Genomic DNA, 24,924 nt, shown 5'->3' with positions numbered 1-24,924 from the left:
TCCTATTTATAAAATCATAGAGGAGTATAGTCATGACAAGACCATTCAGCGCTACTGATGCAAAGCGAATAATTGAACGGCATCAAAACATAATTGAAAAACTGAATAATGCTGTATCCTCTGTGGAGAAATACCGCACAAAGGCAAAAGAGACGTCAGATGCGTTAGTAGCGCAGGAAGTACTGAAAGTTCTTGCTGATATTCCGATAGAGGAAATTAATCGAGATAAAAGAGGCATTCGCGTAAAAGTATTAAGAGACTATGGCTATAGAACGATAGCTGACATATCAACAGCATCGGTATACTCTATTGCTTCTGTTCATGGAATAAGTGAAGATGCTGCGTACTCAATTAAAAGTATCGTAAATGATATTGTTTCCAAGGCAAGACAGGGAGTAAAAATTAGGTTAAGCACAGACAATCGTTCTAAAGAGGCAACAGCACTTGTGCTTGCATTATCACAATATCGTCGAAGCCAAAAAGTTGCAGATGAATGCAGACAGCTGCTTAATAAAAACAAGCAAACAATCGATTATGCTGTGGAAGACCTGAATTCTTCAACGGGTACTCTGAAGTGGCTGCTCTCATCCAAAGCGAAAAAGCAAAAGGCTACGGAAGCATATAACAGTCTAATTGGCCTTATCAATGGCGATTATGGAAGTGAAGCGGAAACTCAAATTTCCAACGCTGATGTAATTGATAGAAGCTTAAATAGCGATGCTTGGCAGGATTTTGCAACGAATTCTGTTCGATTTTTCAATGATCTGGAAGATATCAATCCAGGTGTATTGGGAAATGATGATTCGATGTACGGATTGCCAGAGGATCTTGCGCGAGAAGTCCAAGAGGAGTGTTTTTTCCCAGATGGACTCCTGTGTGAATTGAGACGTTATCAGGAATGGGGTGTAAAATATGCGCTTCATCAGGAAAGAATCCTTCTTGGCGATGAAATGGGCTTAGGAAAAACAGTTCAAGCTATTGCGACGATGGTGTCTCTTCGTAATACGGGAGGAACGCACTTCGTTGTTGTTTGCCCGGCCAGTGTCATTACAAATTGGTGCCGTGAAATAAGAAAAATGAGCTTGCTTAGTGTCACAAAAATCCATGGTACCGGCCGTAAAGCAGCGCTCCAATCTTGGATCAAGAGTGGTGGAGTTGCGGTTACCACGTATGAAACTACAGCGTATTTTGAACCGCCAGAAGATTTTAAATTTAAGATGTTGGTAGTCGATGAAGCTCATTACATAAAAAATCCAGAAGCAAGAAGAAGTATAAATGTAAAGAATATCAGTATGCACGCAGAGCGTTTGCTATTCATGACAGGTACAGCTTTGGAAAATAAAGTTGAAGAAATGATTTCTCTAATACGTATCCTCCAACCACACATTGCATCGCAGATTCAGGGAATGGCATTTATGTCTGCGGCTCCACAGTTTAGAAAGGCGGTTGCGCCAGTTTATTATCGCAGGAAACGAGAAGATGTTCTTACAGAGTTACCGGATCTGATTGAAAGCAAAGAGTGGTGTAGTTTATCACATAATGAAGAGCTTGCTTATGAGCATGCTGTTTTATCAAAAAATTATGCAGAAGCAAGAAGAGTATCTTGGAATGTAGATGACTTAAAGGATTCTTCAAAAGCTTCAAGGCTGTTAGAACTTGTTGAGGAAGCTGAATCTGAAGATCGAAAAGTAATCGTGTTTTCTTTCTTTTTGGATACAATTCGCAAGGTGACGATGTTGCTTGGAAATCGGTGTACTAATCCAATCAATGGATCTGTTACACCGCAACGAAGACAGGAAATTATTGATGAATTTGATAAGGCTCCGGCAGGAACTGTTCTTGTAGCTCAAATACAATCCGGGGGAACTGGATTAAATATTCAATCTGCTAGTGTGGTGGTGCTATGTGAACCTCAATTTAAGCCATCCATAGAAAATCAGGCTATTTCAAGAGCGTACCGTATGGGACAGACAAGAAATGTTCTTGTGTATCGCCTTTTATGCGAGGGGACAGTTGATGAAAAAATCATGTCAACCTTGGAAAGCAAGCAGGCTATATTTGATGCCTTTGCTGATAAATCAGTTGCAGCAGCGGAGAGCCAGCAAATAGATGATCGTACTTTCGGAAATATCATCAAAGAAGAAATAGACCGAATTAATGCCAAGTATGGCAATACAAAGTAAAGGGGTGCTGATTATTAACGTTGGAAAGTGAGCAGATGCCTGTGCAACCTATGATCGGAAGCCTCTCGTCTTTTGACGCGATCTGTGGTAGAATGAATGAAAAGCATCTGTCAAGACGGCAATGCTGCTGACACACGTCAAAGAAGGAAAACAAACAGCTTTTATCAATGTCAGAAGACCCCTCCCCCCGGGAGGAGAAAAGGAGCGTTCTGCATGGGTCACACCAAGGAAGACATCATCCGTCTGGTAGAGGACGAGGAGATCGAGTTTATCCGCATGCAGTTTGTGGATATTTTTGGCCAGCTGAAAAACGTGGCCATCACCGCCTCTCAGATCGAGAAGGCGGTGAACAACCAGATCATGTTCGACGGCTCCTCCATCGAGGGGTTCACCCGCATCAACGAGTCGGACCAGTGCCTGTATCCCGATTTGAATAGTTTTACGATTTTCCCCTGGCGGCCCTCCCAGGGCAAGGTGGCCCGGCTCATCTGCGATGTGTATAACCCGGACGGCACCCCCTTTGTGGGCGACCCCCGGGGTGTCCTGCGCCGGGTGCTGCGCCGGGCGGAGGACATGGGCTTCGACACCTTTAACATCGGCCCGGAGCTGGAGTTCTTCCTGTTTGAGACCGACGAAATGGGCCGGGCCACCACCATCACCCGGGACGAGGCTGGCTATTTTGACCTGGGCCCACTGGACCACGGGGAATCCACCCGGCGGGAGGTGTGCATGAACCTGGAGGAGATGGGCTTTGAGATCGAGGCCAGCCACCACGAGTGCGCCATCGGTCAGCACGAGATCGACTTTAAATATGTGGACGCCATGGACGGGGCGGACAAGATCATGACGCTAAAGCTGGCCGTGAAGACCCTGGCCCAGAAAAACGGCCTGCACGCCACCTTTATGCCCAAGCCGGTGTATGGCGTGGCCGGGTCGGGGATGCACCTGAACATGTCCCTTTTTAAAGACGGGCGGAACGTGTTCTATGACGAGGGGGGCCAGCGGCAGTTGTCCAAGACGGCCCGGTCCTTTATTGCCGGACTGCTGCGCCACGCCGATGGCTTCACCGCCCTGACCAACCCCCTGGTGAACTCCTACAAGCGCCTGGGGGCGGGGTATGAGGCCCCCAGATACAAGGCCTGGTCCTCGGGCAACCGGTCCACCCTGATCCGCATCCCCTCGGTGCGGGGGCAGAGTACCCGGGTGGAGCTGCGCAGCCCAGACCCCTCCTGCAACCCCTATCTGGCGGTGGCCGCCTGTCTGGCCGCCGGGCTGGACGGTATCGCCCAGGGGCTGGAGCCGCCGGAGGAGATATCCGGGGATGTGTATGCCATGGACGACGCGGCACGGGCGGCCCAGAACATCGGGGCCCTGCCCGAGACGCTGAAGGATGCCCTGGACGCTATGGAGCAGGACAGACTGATCATGGATGTGCTGGGGGAGCATGTGGCCCGGCACTATATCCAGGGCAAGCGCAAGGAGTGGAACGAGTATCAGACCCGGGTGTCCAGCTGGGAACTGGAGAAGTACCTGGTGACTTGTTGACCGCTATGTGACAGAGAGGGGGAAAGGGAATGGAGACGGTGATCGTGGCCTTTGAAAACGGCACCATGGCCCAGCGCTTTGGCGAGCTGCTGGAGAACACCGGCACGGCCAAATGTCTCCTCTGCCGCTCCGGGGACCAGGTCCGCCGCCTGATGAGCAAACAGACGGTGTACTGCGTGGTCTGCGGCCCCCATCTGTCCGACGGTCCGGCGGAGTGGCTGGCGGAGGACCTGCCTCCGGCCTGCTCCCTGCTGCTGGTGGGGCCACAGCACATGCTGGATGCCTGCGCCAGCCGGGACGTGTATACCCTGGCCACCCCCATCCGCCGGGAGGAGACGGTGTCCACCGTGAAACTGCTGCTCCAGTTCGGACACCGGATGGAGCGCTTCACTGCCGCCCGCCGCAGCGGGAGCGACCAGGCCGTGGTAGACCGGGCGAAACGGCTGCTCATAGACCGCCTGGGCATGACGGAGGACCAGGCCCACCGGGAGCTGCAAAAGCGGAGCATGGATACCGGAGCCCGCCTGAGCCACACGGCAAGACAGGTCATTCGAGAGCTAGAAAAATAGTTAGGAGTTAGGAGGGATGAGTTAGGAGTTGGCCACTCCACTCATCCCTCCTAACTCCTAACTCATAACTCTATGGGAGCCGGCATACCTTAGTACCAGCTATATCTTGGTACAAGGGTGGTGCGTGGGATGAAGTTTGTAAAAATGGAGGGCCTGGGCAACGACTATCTCTTTCTCAACTGCCTGGAGGGGGAGCCGCCGGAGCTGCCCCGGCTGGCGAAAACGCTCAGCGACCGGCATTTCGGTGTGGGGGCGGACGGGCTCATCTGCGTCAAGCCGGGACAGGCGGGGGACTTCACGATGGAGATGTATAACGCCGACGGCTCCCGGGGGGCCATGTGCGGCAACGGCATCCGCTGCCTGGGCAAGTTTGTGTACGACAGCGGCCTGACCCGCAAGTGCTGCCTGACCATCCAGACCGATGCTGGCCCCAGGGGACTGGAGCTGTCCGTCCGGAACGGCCGGGTGGCGGAGGTGACGGTGGACATGGGCCAGGCTCAGATAGACGAGGAGGTGTACTGCCAGACTGCGGCGGGGGCTTTTTGGGTCACGCCGGTGGAGGTGGGCAACCCACACGGGGTGGTCTTTTGCCCGGAGTGGACGGAGGAGGAGACGGCCCGAGTGGGCCCTCTGCTAGAGCACTGCCCCCGGCTGGGCCGACGGCGGAACATCGAATTCTTGACGGTGGAGGACCGGGAACACCTGACTGTCCGGGTGTGGGAGCGGGGCAGCGGCGTGACTCTGGCCTGCGGTACCGGGGCCTGCGCCAGTTTTGCCGCCGCCCGCCGCCGGGACCTGTGCGGACCAAAGGCGCAGGTCCACCTGCCCGGGGGAAGCTTGCGGGTGGAGGAGCGGGAGAACAGACTCTTCATGACCGGCCCGGCCCACACTGTTTTCCGGGGCGAAACCGACTTTTTATGGCATTCTGAGACAGAAAACTGAGGCGTAAAAGGTTTTAAGAAAAAATCTCGAAAAATCGAAAAAAGGGCTTGCATTTCTCCTGGAGGTATGCTATTATAACTAAGCTGTCTGACACGGACGGCCAACAAAATACTTCCGGGTGTGGCGAAGTTTGGTATCGCGCTTGAATGGGGTTCAAGAGGCCCTGAGTTCGAATCTCAGCACTCGGACCAAAATGTGTTGATGAAAGATGCAACACCGAAAACGCCGCACGAAAGTGCGGTGTTTTCGCATATTTAACGCCGTTTCATGCAGGGAAAAGTTCGAAAAAACGATTTTTTCGGAAAATCAGTTTTTCCACGCGAGAGGCGACATTTCAGAGATGCAACGGAACTCTTTTATGGACTGGTGTGACTCGAACACCAAGGCTCCAAAAAAAGAATAAAAAGGAAGAACCATGGTATTCCAAATCTCCGAGGAACTCTTCCAGCGGGACTTCGTGCTGAACCTACTCACGCAGGCGCTGAGAACGCCATGGAGCAGAACACCCACACTGAGGCCCCTGTCGCGCCCTGTGTAGCCAACGAGACCGTCCCCACAGGCACGGACACCCCCAACGAAGATAACGCCGTGTAGGCCCACGTTAAAGCCCAAACAAAAGAACACGATTTAGGGAAAAGCCACCCAGGGCATCCGAGATATTCGGATGCCCTGGGTGGCTTTTTGCATTTCACCAGAGAGGAGGACATCACAATGACAAGCGAGATCAAAAGACGCTTCACAGACACAGAAATGCAGACGGCCAGAGAAACCGACCTGCCGGAGCTGCTGACCCATCTGGGTTATCAGGTCAAACGCATCGGCAGGTACCACACCACTGCGGAGATGGACAGTCTGCGCATCAAGGATCGGCGCACCTGGTTCCGCTACTCTCAAGGCATCGGCGGCGACGCGATCACTTTCCTGCAGCATTTCTGCAACCAGTCTTTTCCGGAGGCAGTAGAGTACCTGCTGACCTTTCAAGGCAGACCGAGAGACGCTCCCGTCAAAACAAAACCAGTCACCAAGCAGGACGAGCCGCCAAAAGAGTTTGCATTGCCACCGCGCAATGCCGATGACCGCCGCGTATTCGCTTATCTTCGCAAACGCGGCATCGCCACACAGGTGATCCGTCAGTTTATGAACAGCGGATCACTGTATGAGGATGCAGTCCATCACAACTGCGTTTTTGTTGGCAGAGATCACACCGGACAAGCCAGATATGCAGGACTGCGCGGCACCTATGACCGTGACGGGAAAGGATTTCGTGGAGATGTATCCGGCAGTGACAAAGATATCGGCTTCGCTATCCCTTGCAATCCTGTTTCCGACCAAGTCCGAGTCTTTGAAGCGCCTATCGACCTTATGAGTTATTACACCCTCCACCGAAGCTGCTGCAATGCAGTCGCCTTGTGCGGGCTGTATGATGGCGCCTTGCGAACCTATCTTCGGAACAATCCCCAGATCAAGCGGATCATTCTTTGTCTGGATATGGATCAACCAGGGCAAGAGACGGCGGAACAGCTCCGAAAAAAATATGCGGAACTGGGATATGAGATATCACAGGAGAAGCCCCGCAGCGGGAAGGACTGGAACGAGTACCTGCAAAAAAGGAAAGCACCGGAAAGGGGGCGATGACGCGATCGATCCACAATAGCCGGGAAAAAACAACAAGGAGGAAAACACGATGAGACCGAGAAAATTTGTTCACAGCACGGCGCTCATGCTCGTGCTGACGGCAGCGCTGACTGTCACTGCTTTCGCGGCAGATCCCACACAGCAGCCAGCAACCAAAACCGACAATAAGTCTTCGTATTATCCCACCTCGGTGGAAATGACCGAAGATGACGCCGGGAATCCCATGATCCGAAAGACCTACCAGCTGAGCGTTTCGGATGACCCGCAAAAACTCCCTGTCGCAGACTTTGAGCGCGACGGCAGACGGTATTACCTTTTGGACATGACGAAAGAGGATAAGATCGGCGTAGATACGAAAGAACACAGCGAAACGGTCAAGCTGTCCAGCGATACCAAAGAGATGGAGCAGATCCTCCAGAGACTGGACGCGCAGAAAGAGGTCACCACAGAGGATGGTCATACCGGAGTTCTGACACTGGATCATACCAGCGTCAAGGTAACTGCGGACGGGTATGGTACAAAGAAACGCACCCTCTCAGCGACGCGCACCTATCCCAATTTGTCGGATGCCGATGTAGCTCTGATCCCCAAGACGATCCAGGACAATGGCCATACCCTCACGCTGGCAGATGTCCGGTGGGACAGTGCTTACCAAACCGAAGCAGACGAAGCCGTGGTGCGCTACTGTGCTACCGCACAGTACACCGGAGAAAGCAGCAGTCAGTATGTGACCGGTTACACGGTCACTGCGGATTACTCCGGCAGGGTCACAAAAACAAGCTGTGATACTGTCGTTTACACAGCGATCTTTGACAGTAGGCCTCTGGAAGGGGAACAGCCGGTGGAAGAAACGGATCACCGCCTGCCCATTGTGCTTGGCGGCGCGGCACTGCTGGGAGCAATGCTTGGCGGAGCAGCAACACAGATCAAAAAGAAAAAAAGAAAGGGGGACGAATCGTGAAAATGAAATTTCGTAGCCTGATCGCGGCTGCGGCTCTCTGTACTCTGTGTGTTGGACAGGCCAGCGCATTGGAATACACCGTAGATGCGCCGGAGGACTATCTGTTCGGCACGCCCACCAGTGAAGGAACTGTGTACGAGCAGGAATCGAACAATGTGGATCGCGGGAAAAACACCGCCTTGATCCCGCCCGGTTTCGGAACGGCCACCAGCTATTTGCCGGGCAGCGGCGAGCCGTTGACGCCGAACCTGCTCCCCGGCGCGATGTCCGGCGGACTGATCAGCTCAGTCAAAACGGATAGCAGCGAAGTGAGTTATCCGACGGTTGACTCGACTGCGGATCGTTGGACCGGTACATCCTTTACGGCGGTCACGCCAAACCTCTATTACAATGACGATCATCTTGGAACTCTGAGCATTCCGTCCATCTGTCTGAATGTCAAGGTCTACCAGGGCACGGACAGTGCCGCACTGCGGAAAGGGGCGGGACACTTCTCAGAAACGAGCGTATGGGACGGAAATGTCTGCCTTGCGGGGCATAACCGAGGCGTCGCCAATCATTTTGGTAAGATCCATACGCTGAAAACAGGAACCATCATCACCTATACGACGAAGCTCGGCACCAGAAGCTACACGGTCCGCAGCGTTTCCAAGGTGTTGTACACCGATACCAGCGGAGCCTCTGCTTCTGATGAGAACTGCCTGACTCTGTACACCTGTGTCATGGATCAGCCCTCGTACCGATGGATGGTCCGAGCAGCAGCACAATAAATTGGAGGTGTGACCTTGAAAAAACGATTGATTTCTATGTTCCTTGTGCTGGTGATGGCGCTTGGGTTTTTCCCCATCTCCGCTTTTGCCGCCAGCAGCACCATCGGCGGTGCGCTGGGCGAGGTGAACATCACCAACGGCGGCTATAAAATGTCCTATCTCAGCATGAACGGCGTTGTCCGTTCCCAGTCCTATACCTACTTCAATTTCAAGTCGGCCAGCGGCGCAATCAAGGAGATTCCCGCCTACTGCATCAACCCTACAACAAAGGGTGTGCCGCAGACGGTCAGTCCCGGCACGAGCATCAAATATATTGCAAACGAAGCCAGCAACGACCCGAAGATCGTCGGCATCATCGCCAATGGCTACCCCCATCGCGGTCTGTCTGAACTCAAGCTGGACAATAAGTATCAGGCGTACTACGCCACGAAGATGGCACTCTGGTGCTATCTCATCGACGGCTGGAGCATTGACCGGCTGACGGTCAACCCGTCCCTGTCCGGTGTGGAGAAGGAACGCGGCGAAAAGCTGCTGGCGGCGGCAAAGGACATCTACAAACGCGGTATCTGGTGGAACCGTGTGCCGCAGCCTACCATCACGGTGACAGCCGATAAAGATTCGGCCTATCCCGTCACCATAGACGGCAAGGAATACTTGCAGCAGGTGTTCACAGCGGATTCGGAAACATGGGTGTGCGATTACGACATCGACATCGGTTTCACCATGCCCGATGAAGTGCCGGATGGCACCCGCATCGTAGACATGAACAACAACGACATCACCAAGATCAGGACCTCGCCCAATGGTGCCAGCTATGCCGGTCAGTTCAAGGTGCTGTACCCCAAGGACAGCGTAAGCGACCAGACCGGCGCGGTGCAGATGTCGCTGCACGCTAATGTCTACAAATACGCCATTTACTACGCTCTGTGCGCGGAAACCAACAAGTATGGCACCCTCCAGCGCTATATGTGCGACACCGATCCTACGACGGAAATCCGCCAGTCTACCTTCAGCCGCTATTCTTCCACGCCGTCTGATACCCCAGACGAACCGGAAACGTCCACAGAAACGACCCTTATCATCCAAAAGGTAGAAACCGGAACGAATACGCCCCTTTCCGGCGCAACTTTCGAGGTAAAGGCACCGGATGGGACGGTCCTCGGCAGCTTTGTCACGGATACCAGCGGCAAGATCATTATTCCGCTGACCCTCTCCGGCCAGTATGTCATTACAGAGAAAGCAGCGCCCAAGTGGCACCTGCTGGGTACGGAAACCACCAAGACCGTTTCCGTGGACTACGGCAATACCGCGACTGTCACCTTTGAAAACGCGCCCTACGGAAATCTGCGCGTGGACAAGATCGACGCGGACAGCGGCGCTTCTCTCGCAGGGGCAACGGTGGAGATCAAGCACATCGAAAGCGGCGTCACGCAGACCGGAAAAACTGATCTCGGCGGCAGTGTGTACTTCGACAAGCTGAAGCCCGGTGCATATCAGGTGCGGGAGGTGTCTGCCCCCGGCGGCTATGTCAAGGACGACCAGACCTACACCGTGAATGTGACTTCCGGCACGGAAACCAGCTTTGTGCTGAAAAATCAGGCCAAACCGGGTCTTATCATCACTAAATATGATGAGCAGACCCACGAAGTTCTGCCCGATGTGACCTTTGAAGTTACCCGCGATACCGTCCTCATCGGCTCGTTCTCCACAGATGAGATGGGCCAGATCCGCCTGACCGACCTCCAGCCGGGAACCTATCTGGTGAAAGAGGTTTCCACCAGTGCAGGCTATGTGTTGGACAGCACGCCGCAGCAGATCGAGCTGACCGCAGGCGGCGGTATCAAAACACTGACCTTCTTCAACACCGTCAAGCCCGGTATCCACATCATCAAGGTGGACAGCCGCACGATGGAGCCGCTGACCAATGTCAAGTTCCGCATTTCTCTGGTGGGCGGCACCTTCTCCAAGGAATATGTGACCGACAAGAACGGCGAGATCGATTTGACTGCACTGGAGCCGGGTGCATATACCGTGGAGGAGATCACCGCGCCGAATGGTTATCTGACGGATGATGACAAGCGCGTTATCCAGATCAACGCCGGAGAAAATGCTCGTTTCGTGTTCACCAACACGGAAAAGCCGGTCCTGTCCGTGATGAAATACGACGCGGAGAACGACACCTATCTCGCCGGTGCAACCTTTAGGATCGCAAAGATCGAGGACGGCAGCCACTATCTCGACCGCGTGACCGACACCAACGGGCGCATCTCCATCTCTGATTTGGAACCGGGCGTGTACTCGGTCAAGGAGATCGCAGCGCCCAGCGGCTATGTGCTGAACGACACGGAATACCATGCAGAGCTGTTTCCCGGCAAGGACAGCACGCTGGTGGTGAACAACGAGAAGAAGCCCAATCTCAAAATCGTAAAGACTGACGCTGTGACCGGCGCACCGATCTCTGGTGTGACCTTCACCGTAAATAAGGCAGACAGCAGCACGCTCACCACCGTCAAGACCGACGCCAACGGCGAGGCTCTGCTCACCGCCCTTGACCCCGGTGTGTATGTGGTGCGTGAAACCGGTGTGCCGGACGGTTATCTGCTGGACAGCGAACCGCAGACCATTACTCTTGTCCCCAATAAAACGGGTACGGTGCGTTTCCGCAATTATCCAAAGCCTACCCTGACCATCGACAAGGTGGACAGCGTCACAAAAGACCCGATCAAGGGCGCAAAGTTCCACATCACCTATGCCAGCAACAACAGCTTCACTGGAGAACTGAATGACCTCGGCACTTATTTCACCGATGAAAACGGTCAAATCAAACTCACCAAGCTGCGCGACGGCTGGTATCGTGTGACCGAAGTGGAACCGGCAGCGGGCTACGCCATCAAAGACCCGGCCACGCAGGACTGTTTCATTCAGGCAGGCACCGGCAAAGTGCTGACCTTTGAGAACACGCCCCTTTCAGCGCTCATCATCAAAAAGGTGGACGCAGACAGCGGCACCATGCTGCAAGGCGCAAAGTTCCGTGTGCGCTATCTGGGCGGGACCTCGGGCACCGGCGGCACGGTCATCGGAGAATACACCACCTCGGCCAACGGCACCATCGTCATTACCGGGCTGAAGGCCGGAATCTATGTCGTTGAGGAAACGAAAGCCCCCACAGGCTATGAGATCGACGACACGCCGCAGACCGTCTATCTCTCCGGTAAGGAGCAGGATGTGGTGACGGTGGAGTTTTCCAACGGCAAACACGGCGATCTTATCATCGACAAGATCGACAGCGTGACCAAGCAGCCGCTTCCCGGCGCACAGTTCAAGATCACGAACTCGGACGGCTCCTTTGTCGGCAATTACGGCGGCACGGTCACTTCCAACGGCATTTACACCACGGACAGCAACGGCCAGATCAAGTTGGTCAACCTCAAACCGGATACCTATGTGGTAACGGAGATCAAGGCTCCGGACGGTTATGTACTGGACAGCACCTCGCAGACCGTCAAGGTTGACCGAAACGACACGCAGACACTGACCTTTACCAACACGCCCATCGGCGGCGGCCAGATCATCAAGGTGGACGCGGACAGTGGCAAGCGCATCAAGGGTGTGCAGTTTGAAATCGCCAAGATGAATGGTGAGCGCATCGGCACTTATACCACGGACAGCAACGGCATTATCACGCTCCCGCAGCTTGCGGACGGCTGGTACACCGCCACCGAGATTAAAGCCGCAAAGGGGTATCTGCTGGACAGTACGCCCCACAATTTCGAGGTAAAGGCTGGTAGGACGACCTCGCTGACCGTCGAGAACACACAGGCCAGCTCCATGCTCATCCACAAGATCGACAGTGTGACTGGCAAGGGCATTTACGGCGTGACCTTCCTCGTTTCGGACAGCAAGGGCAATCCCATCGGCCAGTACACCTCCGACCAGAACGGCTATGTCTACATCGATAAGACGCTGACGGACGGAAAGTACCTGGTGCGGGAAATCCAGGCGGCGGACGGTTATGTGCTGGACACCACGGTTCGCACCTTCTATGTGGAATATGGCGGTACTTCTACGATCACATGGAAGAACACGCCCATCACAGGCCAGATCCAGATCGTGAAAAAGTCTGCCGACTATAATCCCACCAACGGCCTGCCAGCCGGGACACTGCTGGAGGGTGCAGTCTTTGAGATCACTGACAAAGCAGGCAATGTGGTCGATACCATTCGCTCTAACAGCCGAGGACTGGCTGTTTCCAAGCAACTACCCCTGTCCCGCTACTTTGTGCGAGAGATCAAGGCGCCGGAGCATTATGGTATCAACGACAAGGAGCTGACTGCCTATCTGGAATACGAGGGTCAGATCCTGCGCTTTGAGGTGGAGGACAAGAGCCTGAGTACCGGCGTAGCTATCACAAAAACAGGACCGAAGGAAATCGTGGCCGGACAGCCGGTGCGTTATGCGTTCTCCGGCATCGCCAACACCTCCAATGTCAGCCTGAGCAATTTCTACTGGCGCGATACGCTGCCGGCGCAGGTGCGGTTGGATACCGTAGTGACCGGCACCTACAACAGAGCCGATACTTATAAGATCGTCTACCGCGTCAACGGCGGCGATCACCGCACACTGGCCGACAATCTGTCTACGCAGAAGAACTATACGCTTGCCGCATCGGCCACGGCGCTGAAACTGGCATCCAATGAGCGCGTGACAGAGATCATGTTCGTGTTCGGACAGGCTCCCGCGGGTTTTGCACAGGTAGAGAAACCGTACCTCCACTGCAAGGCGGTGACCGGGCTGTCCGCAGGTTCCTTCGTCAATGTAGCCGATGTTGGCGGCACTTATGGCGGCACCTGGGTACAGGGCATCAGCCGTTGGGTCACAACGGTCTACGGAAAACCTGTCATTCCCACACTGCCCAAGACGGGCTATTGACTCACATGAAAACTGCGGCAGACGCACGAAGCGGAGCGTCTGCCGCTTTTTCTATCCCATTCAACAACATATCAAACAAAAAAAGGAGAACTGAACTATGCTGAAGATCACTGCTATTGGTAACCTGACCAACGATGTGGAACTGAAAATGAACGAGACCACCGGCAAGCCCTACGCCATTCTGCGGATCGCCTCGGACCGCCGCTACAAGGATAAGGCCGGCAATCGTCTCACCGACTTTATCTCCATCAAGGTGCGCGGTCCTCTGGCCGAGCGCTGCGCCGAGTTTGCCTGGAAGGGCTGCAAGCTGGCGGCGTTCGGTGATTTCGAGACCATCACCTTTGAGAATGAGCCGGAGCGCCAGCCCGGCTTTCTCATCAAAGCCAACGATGTGGAGTTCCTGTCTCCCCGCAAGGCGGAGGCTTCTGCTGCTGCACTGGAGAATGAGAGTACCGGAGAGGTCGCTGCCTGATGAAAAACACCGGGATCACATATACCAGCGCAGAACGCAGCCCTGTGATCCTGCCGGAGATGGCCGAACTGCTCCCGCCTTTGAGCGCGGAGCAGTCTGCCGCTCTGGAAGAGGATCTGCTGCGAAACGGCTGTTACTCCCCCATCATCGTCAATGAGGACATGGTGATCGTGGATGGGCATAACCGTCAGTCACTGTGTGAAAAGCATGGCCTGCCCTATACGATGGCGGTATTTTCCTTTGAGGATCTGTTGGAAGCCAAACAGTGGGCGCTGGACACACAGAAAAACCGCCGCAATCTGGAAAAGTGGGAGCTGGGCAAGATCGCCCTGAAGCTGAAACCCGAGATTGAAGCCAAGGCCAAAGCCAACATGGCTGCTGGCGGACAGAATTTCCGCCCCAGCGAGGCCGAGGAAGGTTTGGCAACATTGCCAAACCTTCCTTCTGTTGAAAAAGCGGTAGATACCCGCAAGGAGCTGGCCGAAGCAGTTGGTCTGGGCGAACGCACGATGGGCAAGGTCATGCAGATCGATGAGAACGCCCCGGAGGTCATCAAGGAGGCTCTGGATAAGAAGGAACTTTCCATCAACAAGGGTTATGACCTGACCCGGCAGCTTCAGGATATTCCGGAAGAGCAGCGGGAGCAGGCGGCCGCCGAAGCGCTGGAATACGAAAAAGCGAAAAAAGAACTGAAAAAGCAGGATGCCGAGATCGACCGGAAAGGAAAGATCGCAGCGCTTTTCTGTAAGGCGTATGAAAAAGCCATCCTGCTGACGCCGTCCGAGGAAAATGTCCGCTGCTGGACGGACGGGACGCGGATGACCCCGGAGGAAATGCGGGATACCGTGAAGGAATCCCGTGAGATTGCCCAGGTGTTCGCTGCCATTGCCGATATCATCGAGCAGAAGATCCTGCCCGCGGATTGGAGGTGTACCAATGCAGAAAGTGAAGAAAACGATGCCCAGCCGGACGGGAATCCCGCCTGACGCGCAGGCGGAGATTTTGCAAAAGCTGTCTGCCGAGACGAAGATCACTTCCTGTGAGATCGCGGAGATCTTGAAAAAGCACGATGTCTGCGGAGATATGGACGCGCTCCAGGACGCCTACCGGAAACGGCTGGGACAGCGGCTCCTGTCCGGCATCCGGGACGAGAACGGCAAGCGGGAAATCCTCTCCACCAGCGGCGGCGAGTATGTCATCGTAGACTGCTGCAATGACCCACAGAAACTGAAAGCCATCCAGCGCCGCATTCAGGCGCAGATGAATGGGCTGGATGTATCTGCCGGGAAGGTGCGCGGACGGGTTCACCTTTTGGAGCGCTTTATGGGCTGGGTAAGAAAGGAGCGGTCAGATGGAGCGGCATGAGGAAATGCTGTCCCCGGAGGAACAGTACGGGCAGCTTGCGCCGACGATGGACGCAGACGGTTTCTCGCTGTATGCCGCCGCGGAAGAAGTCACCGGGCTCAAGGTCTATGAAGAATTTCCCTATGAGGATAACCGTGGAATGTTTGAGATGGCAGACGGACACACGCTGCTGCGGTATCTGGAAGCGGCATACTTTGGGACCGTTACCTGGGAGCTCGTCCCCGGCACACCCTATGAGCGTGCCATCCTCGGTGAGGTGGACAAAACCTCACCGAAGTATCGTGCGTTTTATCAAAAGGTCTGCGCGGGTGCGGCAGCGCACATCAAAAAACGTATTGGAAAGGAGATGAAGAATGTGAAGGAACCGATCACAGAGATCAACAAAGAATCCTTCTGGGACCTGATCCATGAGGCAAAAAACGCCTGCGGGCAGGATATGGACGCCATGCTGGCCTATCTGAAAGACCGGCTGGTTTCTATGGGCCCCGCGCAGGCGCAGAATTTCCACGATATCATCCACGCCTATGAAGATCTCGCGGACAAGTACGGCCTGTGGGACGCGGCAGGGATCATGAAGGAATACGGCTGCAGCGATGACGGTTTTATCGACTTCCGCGCCTGGCTCATCGCACAGGGGCGCGAGGTCTATTTTGCCGCGCTGGCAGACCCGGACAACCTTGCGGATGTCGTTCCCTACGGCGATTGCCGCTTTGAGCAGTTGAGCTATGTCGGGGACTATGCCTATGAGCAGCTCACCGGCAAAAGCGCCTATGATCAGACAGATTGGAGCGCATATGAAGCGCTTCTGATGAAGCTGGAACAGGATATCGTCTATAAGGGCGGCATCGAGTTTCCCAGAGAGGGCGCGGATCTGAAGAAATATCTGCCCCGGCTCTGCGCGAAGCATCCGGATTGGGACGGTCAAACGCGCTGGAATCTGCAGCTGAAGGAAATCCGGGACCTTGTCCGTGCCGGAAAGGCGTATGACCAGCGGCAAGCGCCCAAAAAGAAACACCGCAGTCATGGAGGTGAGGCCAGATGAGCGAATCCATCATCATCGGTGTGGATCATGGCTACGCTGCCATGAAAACCGCGCATTTTTCCTTTCCGACCGGGTTGGTGGCCTATGAGCATGAGCCATATACGCTGAACGATGTGTTGGAATACGGCGGTAAATATTATGTGGTGGGCAGCGGACGCCAGCCGATCCAAAAGAACAAGACACAGACGGAGGATTACTACCTTCTTACGCTGGCCGCCATCGCAAAGGAACTGGCATACCGCAATGCCGGAACGGCAGCGGACATCCATCTGGCAGCCGGATTGCCGCTCACCAGCTTCGGCAGGGATAAGAAAGCGTTCCAGGACTACTTGTGCCGGGGCGGAAAACCGGTGTCCTTCCGCTATGAAGGACATGACTATGCCGTCACAATCTCCAAAGTGTCTCTGTTCCCGCAGGGTTACGCCGCCGTGCTGACGCAGAACGGACTGCTGGACGAGCCGTCCGTCATCGTTGCGGACATCGGCGGCTGGACGGTGGATCTCATGCGGCTGGATGATCGTATTCCCAACGCTGCCACCTGCCGCAGTATGGAGCTTGGGATGATCCGCTGTTTGGATGAAATCAGCGAACAAATCCGCCGCAGCCTCGGCCTGTCTATGACAGCGGCGCAGATCGAGAGCGTTCTTCGAGCCGATGCCAGCCGCATGGATGAGGATGCGAAAAAGATCATCCGTCAGGAGGCGGAGCACTACACCAAGCACCTGCTCTCTGCCATCGCGGAGAGCGGCCTGGATGTCCGAGCTATGCCCGCTGTATTTCTGGGTGGTGGTGCGGCACTGCTCAAGCAGTATGTCTCCGCTGCGGACGGCCTGTGCCGGCCTATCATTTTGGATGATGTGTCTTTGAACGCCAAAGGATATGAACGACTGACGGAACAAATGGCGCAAAGGTATGAGCAGTAACAAAAAACGGCTGAATCTGTCCTTCTCTATGACCTCCCCTGTCCAACAAAGGGCATGGAAAAAGCTGATGGATATCCCCGCCGGGCAGCGTTCCGCCGCTGTGTGCCGCATGATCTGCGAACACAGAGAGCAGCGGGAACTGCTGGAGGCTGTGCGGCAGGTCATCCGTCAGGAATTGCAGGGCAGCCAGATCCAAATCGCACAAGCAGCGCCGCAGGCCGGGGATGTCGATGACGATGTCCTCGGCTTTCTTGCGTCGCTGCAGGAAGGAGATGATACGACCTGATCCGATACTTTGATATGTTCGCCGGCATTGGCGGCTTCCGATCCGGATTGACCCGCGCGGGCGGTTTCCAGTGTGTTGGACACTGCGAGATCGACAAGCACGCCAATGCCAGTTACCAAGCGATCTACGAACCGGGAAAGGAGGAACGATACTATCCTGATGCAACCAAACTCGATCCCGCAGACCTGCCGGACTTCGACCTCATCTGCGGAGGATTCCCTTGCCAGGCATTTTCTCAGGCTGGCCGCAGACGGGGCTTTGCCGACGCCAGAGGCACTCTCTTCTTTGAGATCGCCCGACTGGCTCAAGCCAAACGACCTGCGTATCTGCTGCTTGAAAATGTTCCCGGCCTTTTATCGCACGACAAAGGGAAAACCTTTTCGGTCATCCTCTCCGCACTGGATGACCTGGGGTATCATGTCGAATGGACTGTGCTTAACAGCAAATGTTTTGGAGTCCCGCAATCAAGACGAAGGGTGTTCCTTATCGGCTATCTTGATCCCCGATGCGCCGGAAAAATATTACCTGTCTTCGGCACAGGTGGAAAAGCTCTTGTACAAGTCCTCGGAGGGCCGCAAGGCTCCCGTGTCTATGGCGCAGACGGAGTAGCCTGCACCCAGACTGCCAGTGCAGGCGGCATGGGCGGGCGGACCGGACTGTATATCATCCCACCCAAAGAGCCGTTTGTGGATTTGTGCGCGGGAATCCCCGCACGGACGGATAACGCCCGCTGCCTCACTGCCCGGTATGGGCAGACAACTCTCTCCAATCATCGGGCGGAACGCTCCGGCATCCTGCTCATCAAGGAAGCGACCAAGAAAGGCTATAAGGAAGCGCTCCCCGGCGATACGGTGGACTTGGGCTACGCGGGCAGCAACACCCGCCGCGGGCGCGTTGGGCGTGATATCGCCCATACATTGGAAACCAGCTGTATCCAAGGGATCGTGGAAAACGGTGGGCGCATCCGCCGTCTCATGCCACGCGAATGCCTGCGGCTCCAGGGATTTGAGGAATGGCAGATCGACCGCATCCTCGCCATCCAGTCCGATGCCCAGGCCTATAAGCAGGCGGGCAACAGTGTCACCGTCAATGTAATTGAGGCGATTGCCAAGCGTATCCAGGCAGTGGACGAGGAATTGAAAGCGGGGGCCGCAGCATGATCGGAATGAAGGATCAATACTTCGGCGTTGAAGTAGAGATGACCGGCATCACTCGTGAGCAGGCGGCAACAGCGCTGGCCGCGTATTTTGCAACGGACGCCCGCTATGTGGGCGGCGCTTACGATAAATGGTGTGTGACGGATCGGGACGGCAAAGAGTGGACGGTCATGAGTGACTCCAGCATCCACGGGGAGCAGAAGATCGGCAGCGGCTATCGTGCAACGGGCGACCGCAGATACTGTGTGGAGATGGTAACCCCAAAACTCACCTACGCGGAACTGCCCAAGCTGCAGGAATGTGTCCGGCAGGTACGCCACGCAGGAGCCAAGGCCAACAGCTCCTGCGGCATCCATGTCCATGTGGACGCAGCCAATCATAACCGGCAGAGCCTGAAAAACCTCATCGGCATCATGTACTCCAAGGAGGATATCCTGTTCAAAGCGCTGCAGGTCAATGAAAGCCGGGCGTCCCGCTGGTGTCAGAAGGTGCGGGAACCCATGCTGAAGCAGGCACGCAGGCTCTCGTCGGATGAGACAAGGGATCTGACGCAGTTGGAGAATATCTGGTATGAGGGGGATAACGGCAGCGCAGACCACTATAACTGGACCCGCTATTATGCCCTGAATCTGCATTCTGTGTTTTATAGAGGAACCGTTGAGTGGCGTTGTTTCAACTCGACGCTCCATGCCGGAAAGGTCGCGGCCTATGTGAATTTATGCCTTGCCATGTCTGCTCAAGCCATTAGCCAGCGCAGCACCGTTATGCGGAAAACCCATAGCGACAACGAACTGTTTACCTTCCGCGTCTGGCTGGTGCGGCTGGGACTCAACGGTGACGAGTTCAAGAATACCCGCAATCATCTGCTGGCCAATTTGGAGGGTGATCGGGCATGGCGCTATGACAAGGATACTTATGAAGCCAATAAAAAGAAGAAAAAATCCAGAGAAATGGAGAGGTGAAGCCATTGAAGATACAAATCGAAGAAACCGTCTATGAGGGAACGGCCACAGAGATCATGGGCCGCCTGCGGAATCAGACCTTCGACCCCACAGAGTTCCCTGATATTGAGAGCTATATTTGGTTTTTACAGAGCAATGTGATCCGCACCACAGGAATGGACTGCCCGCTGCCGGATGGCGATGTGGAAACGCAGGCGCAGGCCATGTTCCGCCATCTGGACAGGATCGGCGGACTCAGACTGCTGGAGGACTAAGATGGAAGAAACTCTGTATTTCGCCTACGGCAGCAATATCAATTTAGAACAGATGAAGCATCGCTGTCCAGACGCCCTGCTCGTTGGGCCGGTGACGCTGCAAAACTACGAATTGCAGTTCCGCGGCAGCGGCTTTGCTACCGTTGCACCCAAGAAGGATTGTGTCGTCCACGGTCTGCTGTGGAAACTCACGCCTTCGTGTGAACAGTCGCTAGATCGCTACGAGGGGTATCCCCGCCACTATATCAAGGAAGCGGTAACGGTACAAACTGCGGATGGCTCAAAAATTCCCGTCATGGCTTACATCATGGCGGAACCGATGTGCCGCCAGCCCGCACTGCCGTATCCACGCTATTACCGCGCAATTCAGCAAGGTTTTGAAGCAAACGGCCTGCCGGTGGAGTCGCTGGAGGAAGCGTGGAACAGGACCATCGATGAAATATGCACCGGAACGATGGAGAGACCCGACCGACCCAAAAGCACGAAACATCGAGATATAGAAAGATGATGAACACAAACGGCAGCGACAGACGGAAACTGTTGCTGCCGTTTCCTTTTCGGAAGGAGGATGTCCTATCAGCAAAGAAAAAATGAAGATCCTCGTCGTGGAGCCGATGAAAACGCCCACTGTACAGGAGATCGACGGCAGCTTGCGATCCATGCAGGAGCTCGTAGGCGGCACCATTCAGGCAGTCTACCCCTTCGATGACCCGGTGGCGCTCGTCTGCAATGACGAGGGCAAGCTGCTGGGCCTGCCGTGGAACCGCGCCCTGACCGATGATCACGGAGTGCCGTATGACATTGTCTGCGGCACCTTTTTTGTAGTCGGAATTGGAGATGAGAATTTTACATCCCTGACGGAGCAGCAGATCGAAAAGTACAAGAACAAATACAGCCATGAAATGATCCTTTCTGTTCCGAAACAGCCGCAAGCACAAAAGAAACCGATGAAAAAGGAGAAACATGAATATGAAAGATAACTGCATTTTGACTGCTGAGTCAGTCACCGAGGGACATCCCGACAAGCTCTGCGACACCATCGCGGACGCGGTGGTGGATGCCTGTCTTACGCAGGACGCCGCTGCCCGCGTTGCCTGTGAGGTCATGGCGACCGCGGGCAAGATCATCGCGGCAGGTGAGATCACCGCAGCGCGGCTCCCGGACATCCCTGCCGTCATCTGCCGCACTGTGCGGGAAGCCGGATATGGCGGCAGCGACTATGAGGTGGAGGTCATCACCCATGAGCAAAGCCCCGATATCGCCGGAGCAGTCAATAGCGGCACAGAGACCGGAGCAGGCGACCAGGGCATCGTGTACGGCTACGCCAGCGATGAAACGCCTGCGTGCCTGCCGCTGCCCGTGATGCTGGCGCACCGCCTGACGAAGATCCTGACTCATGTGCGTGTGCTGGGGATCGTGCCCGGCCTGTGCCCGGACGGGAAGTCCCAGGTGTCGGTGGAATATGAGCGTGGTCGCCCCAAGCGCATTGCCGCGGTCGTTCTCTCCTGCCAGCACAAAGCGGATGCCGACCTGGATGAGCTGCGTCGGGATCTGATGCAGTATGTCGTTCGTCCTGCCCTGCGGGAACTGCCGCCGGACGAGCATACGGAGATCCTCATCAATCCTTCCGGCAGATTTGTGGAGGGCGGCTTTGAAGCGGATACCGGACTCACAGGCCGCAAACTCATGGTGGATACCTACGGCGGTCTTGCGCCTCACGGCGGCGGTGCGCTCTCCGGCAAGGATGGAACCAAGGTGGATCGCAGCGGCGCCTATATGGCGCGCTACATCGCCAAGAACATCGTTGCCGCAGGACTGGCAGCGCGCTGCACGGTCAGCCTCGCCTATGCCATCGGCAAGGCGCAGCCGGTCATGGTGGAGGTGGATGCCCACGGCACCGGCAAGTTTTCCGATGCTGTGCTGGAGCAGGCTGTCCGTGTAGTATTCAATCTGACGCCGGACGGCATGATCGGCACGCTGGGACTGGACAGACCCATCTTCCGCCGGTTCTGCAATTACGGTCATTTCACGCACGATGACGCGCCTTGGGAACAGACGGACATGACCGAGGTACTGGAATGTGCCTGCCGTGCGAAGGAGGCGGGAGTATCGCAGCGTTAAAACACATCGTCAGCTGCAGCTTTGGTAAGGACAGTCTTGCCACCATTTTGCTGGCGCTGGAGTATGGGGAACCGCTGGACGAAGCCGTCTACTGCGAGGTGATGTTTGATAAAACCATTTCAGGTGAGGTACCGGAACACAGAGACTTTATCTACCATACTGCCATTCCCAAACTGGAGCGGATGGGGGTGGAAGTGCGTGTCCTGCGCGCGGAGAAGACCTATGTAGATCTGTTCACAGGGACAGTCACCCGTGGACCCAAGAAGGGGATGCTGCGAGCCTTCCCATTGTGCGGAAAGTGTTATGTCCAGCGCGACTGCAAGATCAAACCGATCTGTCAGTATCAAAAGAACCTGCCTGCTGACACGGTGCAGTATATCGGCATCGCCTACGATGAGCAAAAACGGCTGTCACGGTTGAAGAACCATCAGGTGTCCTTGCTGGCAAAATACAAGTTTACAGAGGAAGATGCGAAGCAGCTCTGCTATAAGGCGGGGCTGCTTTCTCCTGTGTATGCGTTTACCGACCGGGGCGGATGCTGGTTCTGCCCTAACGCCAAGAGAAAAGAACTTCGGCATCTCTATGATCACCACCCGGAGCTGTGGGAACGGATGCTGGAACTGCAGGCCCTGCCGGGAAAGGTGTCTGAGAAATTCAACCGCACAGAAACATTTTCAGATATCGACGCCCGTTTCCGCATGGAGGATGCCCAGAAGTCTCTCTTTGAAAACGCGGCATAAAGAAGGAGCTGATAAAAACGAGCAATTTGAAATATGAGATCACTGACATTGCCCACGAAGAATATCCCTTCCTCCGCCGCATCCGTGCGCTGCGGGATGTTGGCGACCAGGTGAAAGCGGGGGATCTGGGCGGCTTTGTGGAGAGTGAAAGCAATCTGGGAACCGACCCGTCCGACTGCGCCTGGATCTTCGATGACGCTATCGCAGCGGGAGACGCCTATGTGGATCGGGATGCCTGTCTGCGGGGCGATGCCATTGCCTGTGACAGAGCCTATATTTCCAAAGGCAGCGTGATGAGCGGTCACAGCCGCGCCGAGGACAACGCCTATCTCCGCGGAGCCTCCATGACCGGAAAAGCGCTGGCTTCCGGAAACGCGCAGATCATTCACGATCCCCATACGATGGGGACTCCCATCCTGTCCGGCAACTGCAAGGTGTATGGCACGATACAGGGTGATGTCCGCGTCACCGGCTCCGCCGTGATCCTACCCTGCGAGGAAGTCCGCAACGATACAAGGGATACCTTTGTCCTGAGCGGCAAGAGCCGCAGCGTGATCCGCGGTATCGGGCGTGAGACCTTGAAACCTCTGCAAAAAGAAGTAAGTCACATGAAAACAAAAACGCTAAAGAAACGAGGTGTGGAGCGATGACCGTATATGAGCAGGAATTGCGAAAGCTGTTTGATCACAGCGATCTCGTGGATCGGCCTCAATTTTCCGGGCGTGTGTGCGTGGGAGATCTCGGAAAGGACCTGCGTGTGCGGGCGGAGTTTCTCTCTACCCATATCTCCAGCCAATATGACGCCATCCGCCTCACGGTGCTCAACCGCACGGAGGGTGTGGTGGAACGGACGCTGCTGCGCTTTCAGGATGTCTGGGGCAAAAAGCAGGTGCCGAACAACCCGAACTTCCGCAGCGGCGTCATTCCCCACCTGTGGGATGACTACGGAAAAGTGGAGTGGTACGCCTATCACCCCACTGCCGCGGACTATGCCGCTCTGCGGGATGCCGTCGGTCAGTATCTGTCCGCATTCCGGGAGCGCACGCCGGAGCTGGAACGGAGCGGCCCCAAGCTGGTCTATATCTGTGCTCCGCTGCGGGGCGATGTGACAAACAATGTAGAGTTTGCGCGGCAGAAAGCGCAGGAGGTGTTTGCGGAGGGGAATATCCCCATCTGTCCGCATCTGCTGTTCCCGCCTGTCGCAGATCCCACCAATCCCGCCCAGGACGAGAAAGCCAGGGCGATGGGACTGCGCCTGCTGGAATCCTGCCAGCAGATGAATGTGTACGGTCCGGTCTGGACGGATGGGATGTGGCAGGAGATCTATAAAGCCGGTGAGCTGGGCATCCCCGTGATGACGGATCAGACAACCATTGGACGGACGCCGCCCAGGCGTTCCGGCAGGAAGGAGCGATAACGCTGGAACAGGAACGCAAAAAGCCGTCCTGCCCCCTTGTCGGGCAGAACGGCAATATTTTCAATCTCATCGGTCTTGCAAGCCGGACACTGCGGCAAAACGGTATGACAGCCGAGGCAAAAGAAATGCAAGACCGAATTATGGGCGGAGACTGCCACAGCTACGAGGAAGCGCTGGGGATCATCAGCGAATATGTGGAAACGGAGTTGTCCGGCAATATCCCTACAAAAAACAAGAAGAAGGAGGATCACACGCATGAGCGATAACCAGAAGTGGGAGATCATCCAAGGGGATGCCTTGAAGGTGCTGAGCGGCTTTGCGCCAGGCACCTTTGATGCGGTCATCACCGATCCCCCGTATGCCTCCGGCGGACGGACCCAGGCTGAAAAGAACAAGTCCACCGCCAAGAAGTATTCCAGTATGGGGGAGAATGCTGTCAAGAGCAACATGGTTTACAGATTGTGCAAGCACATGGTTTACACATTTTCTCTTGGGTCATCTACCAAACGATAGATACGCTTCATGGTATAGACCCGCTTTTCCAGGTCAATACGCCCGATTCGGAATTGCCGGAAAAGCAGGGTGATCTGGCCCGGAAGATGGGATTCACGGACCGCTATATACTTGCCGCGAAAGGCTTCGCTGAGGAAA

At 55.3% G+C, this 24,924-nt stretch carries 25 protein-coding genes, 1 tRNA gene and 1 pseudogene; 26 read left to right on the top strand and 1 reads right to left on the bottom strand.

Annotated features, from left to right (window positions below; all coding sequences use genetic code 11):
• Nucleotides 1-32: 32 nt before the first annotated feature.
• The 26 genes and pseudogenes from H8S55_RS00130 to H8S55_RS00005 form a co-directional block, all read left to right on the top strand.
• Nucleotides 33-2,183 carry a DEAD/DEAH box helicase gene (locus H8S55_RS00130; RefSeq protein ID WP_186877303.1) on the top strand — a complete coding sequence of 717 codons (2,151 nt, stop codon included), beginning with the start codon at nt 33-35 and terminating at the stop codon, nt 2,181-2,183.
• Between the two features lie 213 nt (nt 2,184-2,396).
• The gene (gene glnA, locus H8S55_RS00125) at nt 2,397-3,728 is read left to right on the top strand and encodes a type I glutamate--ammonia ligase (RefSeq protein ID WP_186877302.1); all 1,332 of its coding nucleotides are present in this window, start codon (nt 2,397-2,399) and stop codon (nt 3,726-3,728) included.
• Nucleotides 3,729-3,757: 29 nt separating this feature from the next.
• Nucleotides 3,758-4,297 (top strand): ANTAR domain-containing response regulator, encoded by a 540-nt coding sequence (locus H8S55_RS00120; RefSeq protein WP_186877301.1) that lies wholly within the window; start codon nt 3,758-3,760, stop codon nt 4,295-4,297.
• Nucleotides 4,298-4,426: 129 nt separating this feature from the next.
• Nucleotides 4,427-5,239: a diaminopimelate epimerase gene (dapF, locus tag H8S55_RS00115; RefSeq protein WP_186877300.1), complete on the top strand. Its 813-nt coding sequence runs from the start codon at nt 4,427-4,429 to the stop codon at nt 5,237-5,239.
• A gap of 114 nt (nt 5,240-5,353) precedes the next feature.
• Nucleotides 5,354-5,430, top strand: a tRNA-Pro gene (locus H8S55_RS00110).
• A gap of 520 nt (nt 5,431-5,950) precedes the next feature.
• Nucleotides 5,951-6,874 carry a toprim domain-containing protein gene (locus H8S55_RS00105; protein ID WP_243200410.1) on the top strand — a complete coding sequence of 308 codons (924 nt, stop codon included), beginning with the start codon at nt 5,951-5,953 and terminating at the stop codon, nt 6,872-6,874.
• 49 nt (nt 6,875-6,923) lie between these two features.
• On the top strand, nt 6,924-7,835 hold the full coding sequence (locus tag H8S55_RS00100; RefSeq protein WP_186877299.1) for a hypothetical protein: 912 nt from the start codon (nt 6,924-6,926) through the stop codon (nt 7,833-7,835).
• 2 nt (nt 7,836-7,837) lie between these two features.
• Nucleotides 7,838-8,605 carry a class D sortase gene (locus tag H8S55_RS00095; RefSeq protein WP_186877708.1) on the top strand — a complete coding sequence of 256 codons (768 nt, stop codon included), beginning with the start codon at nt 7,838-7,840 and terminating at the stop codon, nt 8,603-8,605.
• Nucleotides 8,606-8,620: 15 nt separating this feature from the next.
• Nucleotides 8,621-13,534, top strand: coding sequence for a SpaA isopeptide-forming pilin-related protein (locus tag H8S55_RS00090; protein WP_366467036.1), 4,914 nt, complete (start codon nt 8,621-8,623; stop codon nt 13,532-13,534).
• Nucleotides 13,535-13,631: 97 nt separating this feature from the next.
• Nucleotides 13,632-14,006 carry a single-stranded DNA-binding protein gene (locus H8S55_RS00085; RefSeq protein WP_186877298.1) on the top strand — a complete coding sequence of 125 codons (375 nt, stop codon included), beginning with the start codon at nt 13,632-13,634 and terminating at the stop codon, nt 14,004-14,006.
• Complete coding sequence (locus H8S55_RS00080) at nt 14,006-14,992, top strand: ParB N-terminal domain-containing protein (RefSeq protein ID WP_243200409.1); 987 nt, start codon at nt 14,006-14,008, stop codon at nt 14,990-14,992. The genes H8S55_RS00085 and H8S55_RS00080 overlap by 1 nt, the downstream gene beginning before the upstream one ends.
• Nucleotides 14,943-15,371, top strand: a complete 429-nt coding sequence (locus H8S55_RS00075; RefSeq protein WP_186877297.1) for a synapsin-1 (Synapsin I) — start codon at nt 14,943-14,945, stop codon at nt 15,369-15,371. The genes H8S55_RS00080 and H8S55_RS00075 overlap by 50 nt, the downstream gene beginning before the upstream one ends.
• Entirely contained in the window at nt 15,358-16,413 is a 1,056-nt protein-coding gene (locus tag H8S55_RS00070; RefSeq protein WP_243200408.1) for a DUF4240 domain-containing protein, read from the top strand. Before H8S55_RS00075 ends, H8S55_RS00070 begins: the two co-directional genes overlap by 14 nt.
• Nucleotides 16,410-17,336, top strand: coding sequence for a ParM/StbA family protein (locus H8S55_RS00065; RefSeq protein WP_186877296.1), 927 nt, complete (start codon nt 16,410-16,412; stop codon nt 17,334-17,336). The genes H8S55_RS00070 and H8S55_RS00065 overlap by 4 nt, the downstream gene beginning before the upstream one ends.
• Entirely contained in the window at nt 17,326-17,622 is a 297-nt protein-coding gene (locus H8S55_RS00060) for a hypothetical protein (protein ID WP_243200407.1), read from the top strand. The genes H8S55_RS00065 and H8S55_RS00060 overlap by 11 nt, the downstream gene beginning before the upstream one ends.
• Before the next feature lie 14 nt (nt 17,623-17,636).
• Nucleotides 17,637-18,782: a DNA (cytosine-5-)-methyltransferase gene (gene dcm, locus H8S55_RS00055; RefSeq protein WP_186877295.1), complete on the top strand. Its 1,146-nt coding sequence runs from the start codon at nt 17,637-17,639 to the stop codon at nt 18,780-18,782.
• A complete protein-coding gene (locus H8S55_RS00050) occupies nt 18,779-19,741 on the top strand; it encodes an amidoligase family protein (RefSeq protein ID WP_186877294.1) in 963 nt (320 codons plus the stop codon). The genes dcm and H8S55_RS00050 overlap by 4 nt, the downstream gene beginning before the upstream one ends.
• A 5-nt stretch (nt 19,742-19,746) precedes the next feature.
• Entirely contained in the window at nt 19,747-19,995 is a 249-nt protein-coding gene (locus H8S55_RS00045; RefSeq protein WP_186877293.1) for a hypothetical protein, read from the top strand.
• A 1-nt stretch (nt 19,996) separates the two neighbouring features.
• Complete coding sequence (locus tag H8S55_RS00040) at nt 19,997-20,503, top strand: gamma-glutamylcyclotransferase family protein (protein ID WP_186877292.1); 507 nt, start codon at nt 19,997-19,999, stop codon at nt 20,501-20,503.
• Nucleotides 20,504-20,585: 82 nt separating this feature from the next.
• Nucleotides 20,586-20,975: a DUF3846 domain-containing protein gene (locus H8S55_RS00035; RefSeq protein ID WP_186877291.1), complete on the top strand. Its 390-nt coding sequence runs from the start codon at nt 20,586-20,588 to the stop codon at nt 20,973-20,975.
• Nucleotides 20,965-22,116 carry a methionine adenosyltransferase gene (gene metK / locus H8S55_RS00030; RefSeq protein WP_186877704.1) on the top strand — a complete coding sequence of 384 codons (1,152 nt, stop codon included), beginning with the start codon at nt 20,965-20,967 and terminating at the stop codon, nt 22,114-22,116. Before H8S55_RS00035 ends, metK begins: the two co-directional genes overlap by 11 nt.
• Nucleotides 22,074-22,856, top strand: a complete 783-nt coding sequence (locus H8S55_RS00025) for a phosphoadenosine phosphosulfate reductase (RefSeq protein WP_186877290.1) — start codon at nt 22,074-22,076, stop codon at nt 22,854-22,856. The genes metK and H8S55_RS00025 overlap by 43 nt, the downstream gene beginning before the upstream one ends.
• A 26-nt stretch (nt 22,857-22,882) precedes the next feature.
• Nucleotides 22,883-23,506, top strand: coding sequence for a hypothetical protein (locus H8S55_RS00020; RefSeq protein ID WP_243200406.1), 624 nt, complete (start codon nt 22,883-22,885; stop codon nt 23,504-23,506).
• Entirely contained in the window at nt 23,503-24,273 is a 771-nt protein-coding gene (locus H8S55_RS00015) for a DUF7768 domain-containing protein (protein ID WP_186877289.1), read from the top strand. Before H8S55_RS00020 ends, H8S55_RS00015 begins: the two co-directional genes overlap by 4 nt.
• Before the next feature lie 125 nt (nt 24,274-24,398).
• A complete protein-coding gene (locus tag H8S55_RS14410; RefSeq protein ID WP_366467028.1) occupies nt 24,399-24,539 on the top strand; it encodes a hypothetical protein in 141 nt (46 codons plus the stop codon).
• Nucleotides 24,529-24,708, top strand: a pseudogene (locus H8S55_RS00005) (site-specific DNA-methyltransferase); the annotation flags it as partial. The gene H8S55_RS14410 and the pseudogene H8S55_RS00005, both read left to right, overlap by 11 nt.
• Nucleotides 24,709-24,749: 41 nt before the next feature.
• On the opposite strand, the gene H8S55_RS14605 reads toward H8S55_RS00005, so the two are convergent.
• A partial coding sequence (locus H8S55_RS14605) for a hypothetical protein (RefSeq protein ID WP_494545933.1) occupies nt 24,750-24,924 on the bottom strand: 175 nt, incomplete at its 5' end.

Origin of the sequence: Flintibacter faecis (assembly GCF_014287875.1) — a bacterium.
GTDB lineage: Bacteria > Bacillota > Clostridia > Oscillospirales > Oscillospiraceae > Lawsonibacter > Lawsonibacter faecis_A.
Note: the sequence above shows the minus strand (reverse complement) of the source record. Positions and strands in the feature narration are given on the sequence as shown.

Excerpts from the sequence above, each read along its gene's own strand:
- H8S55_RS00080 (WP_243200409.1), top strand. The coding sequence starts at position 14,006 with ATGAAAAACACCGGGATCACATATACCAGCGCAGAACGCAGCCCTGTG.
- H8S55_RS00070 (WP_243200408.1), top strand. The coding sequence starts at position 15,358 with ATGGAGCGGCATGAGGAAATGCTGTCCCCGGAGGAACAGTACGGGCAG.
- H8S55_RS00095 (WP_186877708.1), top strand. The coding sequence starts at position 7,838 with ATGAAATTTCGTAGCCTGATCGCGGCTGCGGCTCTCTGTACTCTGTGT.
- H8S55_RS00105 (WP_243200410.1), top strand. The coding sequence starts at position 5,951 with ATGACAAGCGAGATCAAAAGACGCTTCACAGACACAGAAATGCAGACG.
- H8S55_RS00015 (WP_186877289.1), top strand. The coding sequence starts at position 23,503 with ATGACCGTATATGAGCAGGAATTGCGAAAGCTGTTTGATCACAGCGAT.
- H8S55_RS00075 (WP_186877297.1), top strand. The coding sequence starts at position 14,943 with ATGCAGAAAGTGAAGAAAACGATGCCCAGCCGGACGGGAATCCCGCCT.
- H8S55_RS00100 (WP_186877299.1), top strand. The coding sequence starts at position 6,924 with ATGAGACCGAGAAAATTTGTTCACAGCACGGCGCTCATGCTCGTGCTG.
- H8S55_RS00065 (WP_186877296.1), top strand. The coding sequence starts at position 16,410 with ATGAGCGAATCCATCATCATCGGTGTGGATCATGGCTACGCTGCCATG.
- metK (WP_186877704.1), top strand. The coding sequence starts at position 20,965 with ATGAAAGATAACTGCATTTTGACTGCTGAGTCAGTCACCGAGGGACAT.
- H8S55_RS14410 (WP_366467028.1), top strand. The coding sequence starts at position 24,399 with ATGCAAGACCGAATTATGGGCGGAGACTGCCACAGCTACGAGGAAGCG.
- H8S55_RS00060 (WP_243200407.1), top strand. The coding sequence starts at position 17,326 with ATGAGCAGTAACAAAAAACGGCTGAATCTGTCCTTCTCTATGACCTCC.
- dapF (WP_186877300.1), top strand. The coding sequence starts at position 4,427 with ATGAAGTTTGTAAAAATGGAGGGCCTGGGCAACGACTATCTCTTTCTC.
- H8S55_RS00025 (WP_186877290.1), top strand. The coding sequence starts at position 22,074 with ATGTGCCTGCCGTGCGAAGGAGGCGGGAGTATCGCAGCGTTAAAACAC.
- H8S55_RS00085 (WP_186877298.1), top strand. The coding sequence starts at position 13,632 with ATGCTGAAGATCACTGCTATTGGTAACCTGACCAACGATGTGGAACTG.
- H8S55_RS00035 (WP_186877291.1), top strand. The coding sequence starts at position 20,586 with ATGAAGATCCTCGTCGTGGAGCCGATGAAAACGCCCACTGTACAGGAG.
- H8S55_RS00050 (WP_186877294.1), top strand. The coding sequence starts at position 18,779 with ATGATCGGAATGAAGGATCAATACTTCGGCGTTGAAGTAGAGATGACC.
- H8S55_RS00120 (WP_186877301.1), top strand. The coding sequence starts at position 3,758 with ATGGAGACGGTGATCGTGGCCTTTGAAAACGGCACCATGGCCCAGCGC.
- dcm (WP_186877295.1), top strand. The coding sequence starts at position 17,637 with ATGTTCGCCGGCATTGGCGGCTTCCGATCCGGATTGACCCGCGCGGGC.
- H8S55_RS00130 (WP_186877303.1), top strand. The coding sequence starts at position 33 with ATGACAAGACCATTCAGCGCTACTGATGCAAAGCGAATAATTGAACGG.
- glnA (WP_186877302.1), top strand. The coding sequence starts at position 2,397 with ATGGGTCACACCAAGGAAGACATCATCCGTCTGGTAGAGGACGAGGAG.
- H8S55_RS00040 (WP_186877292.1), top strand. The coding sequence starts at position 19,997 with ATGGAAGAAACTCTGTATTTCGCCTACGGCAGCAATATCAATTTAGAA.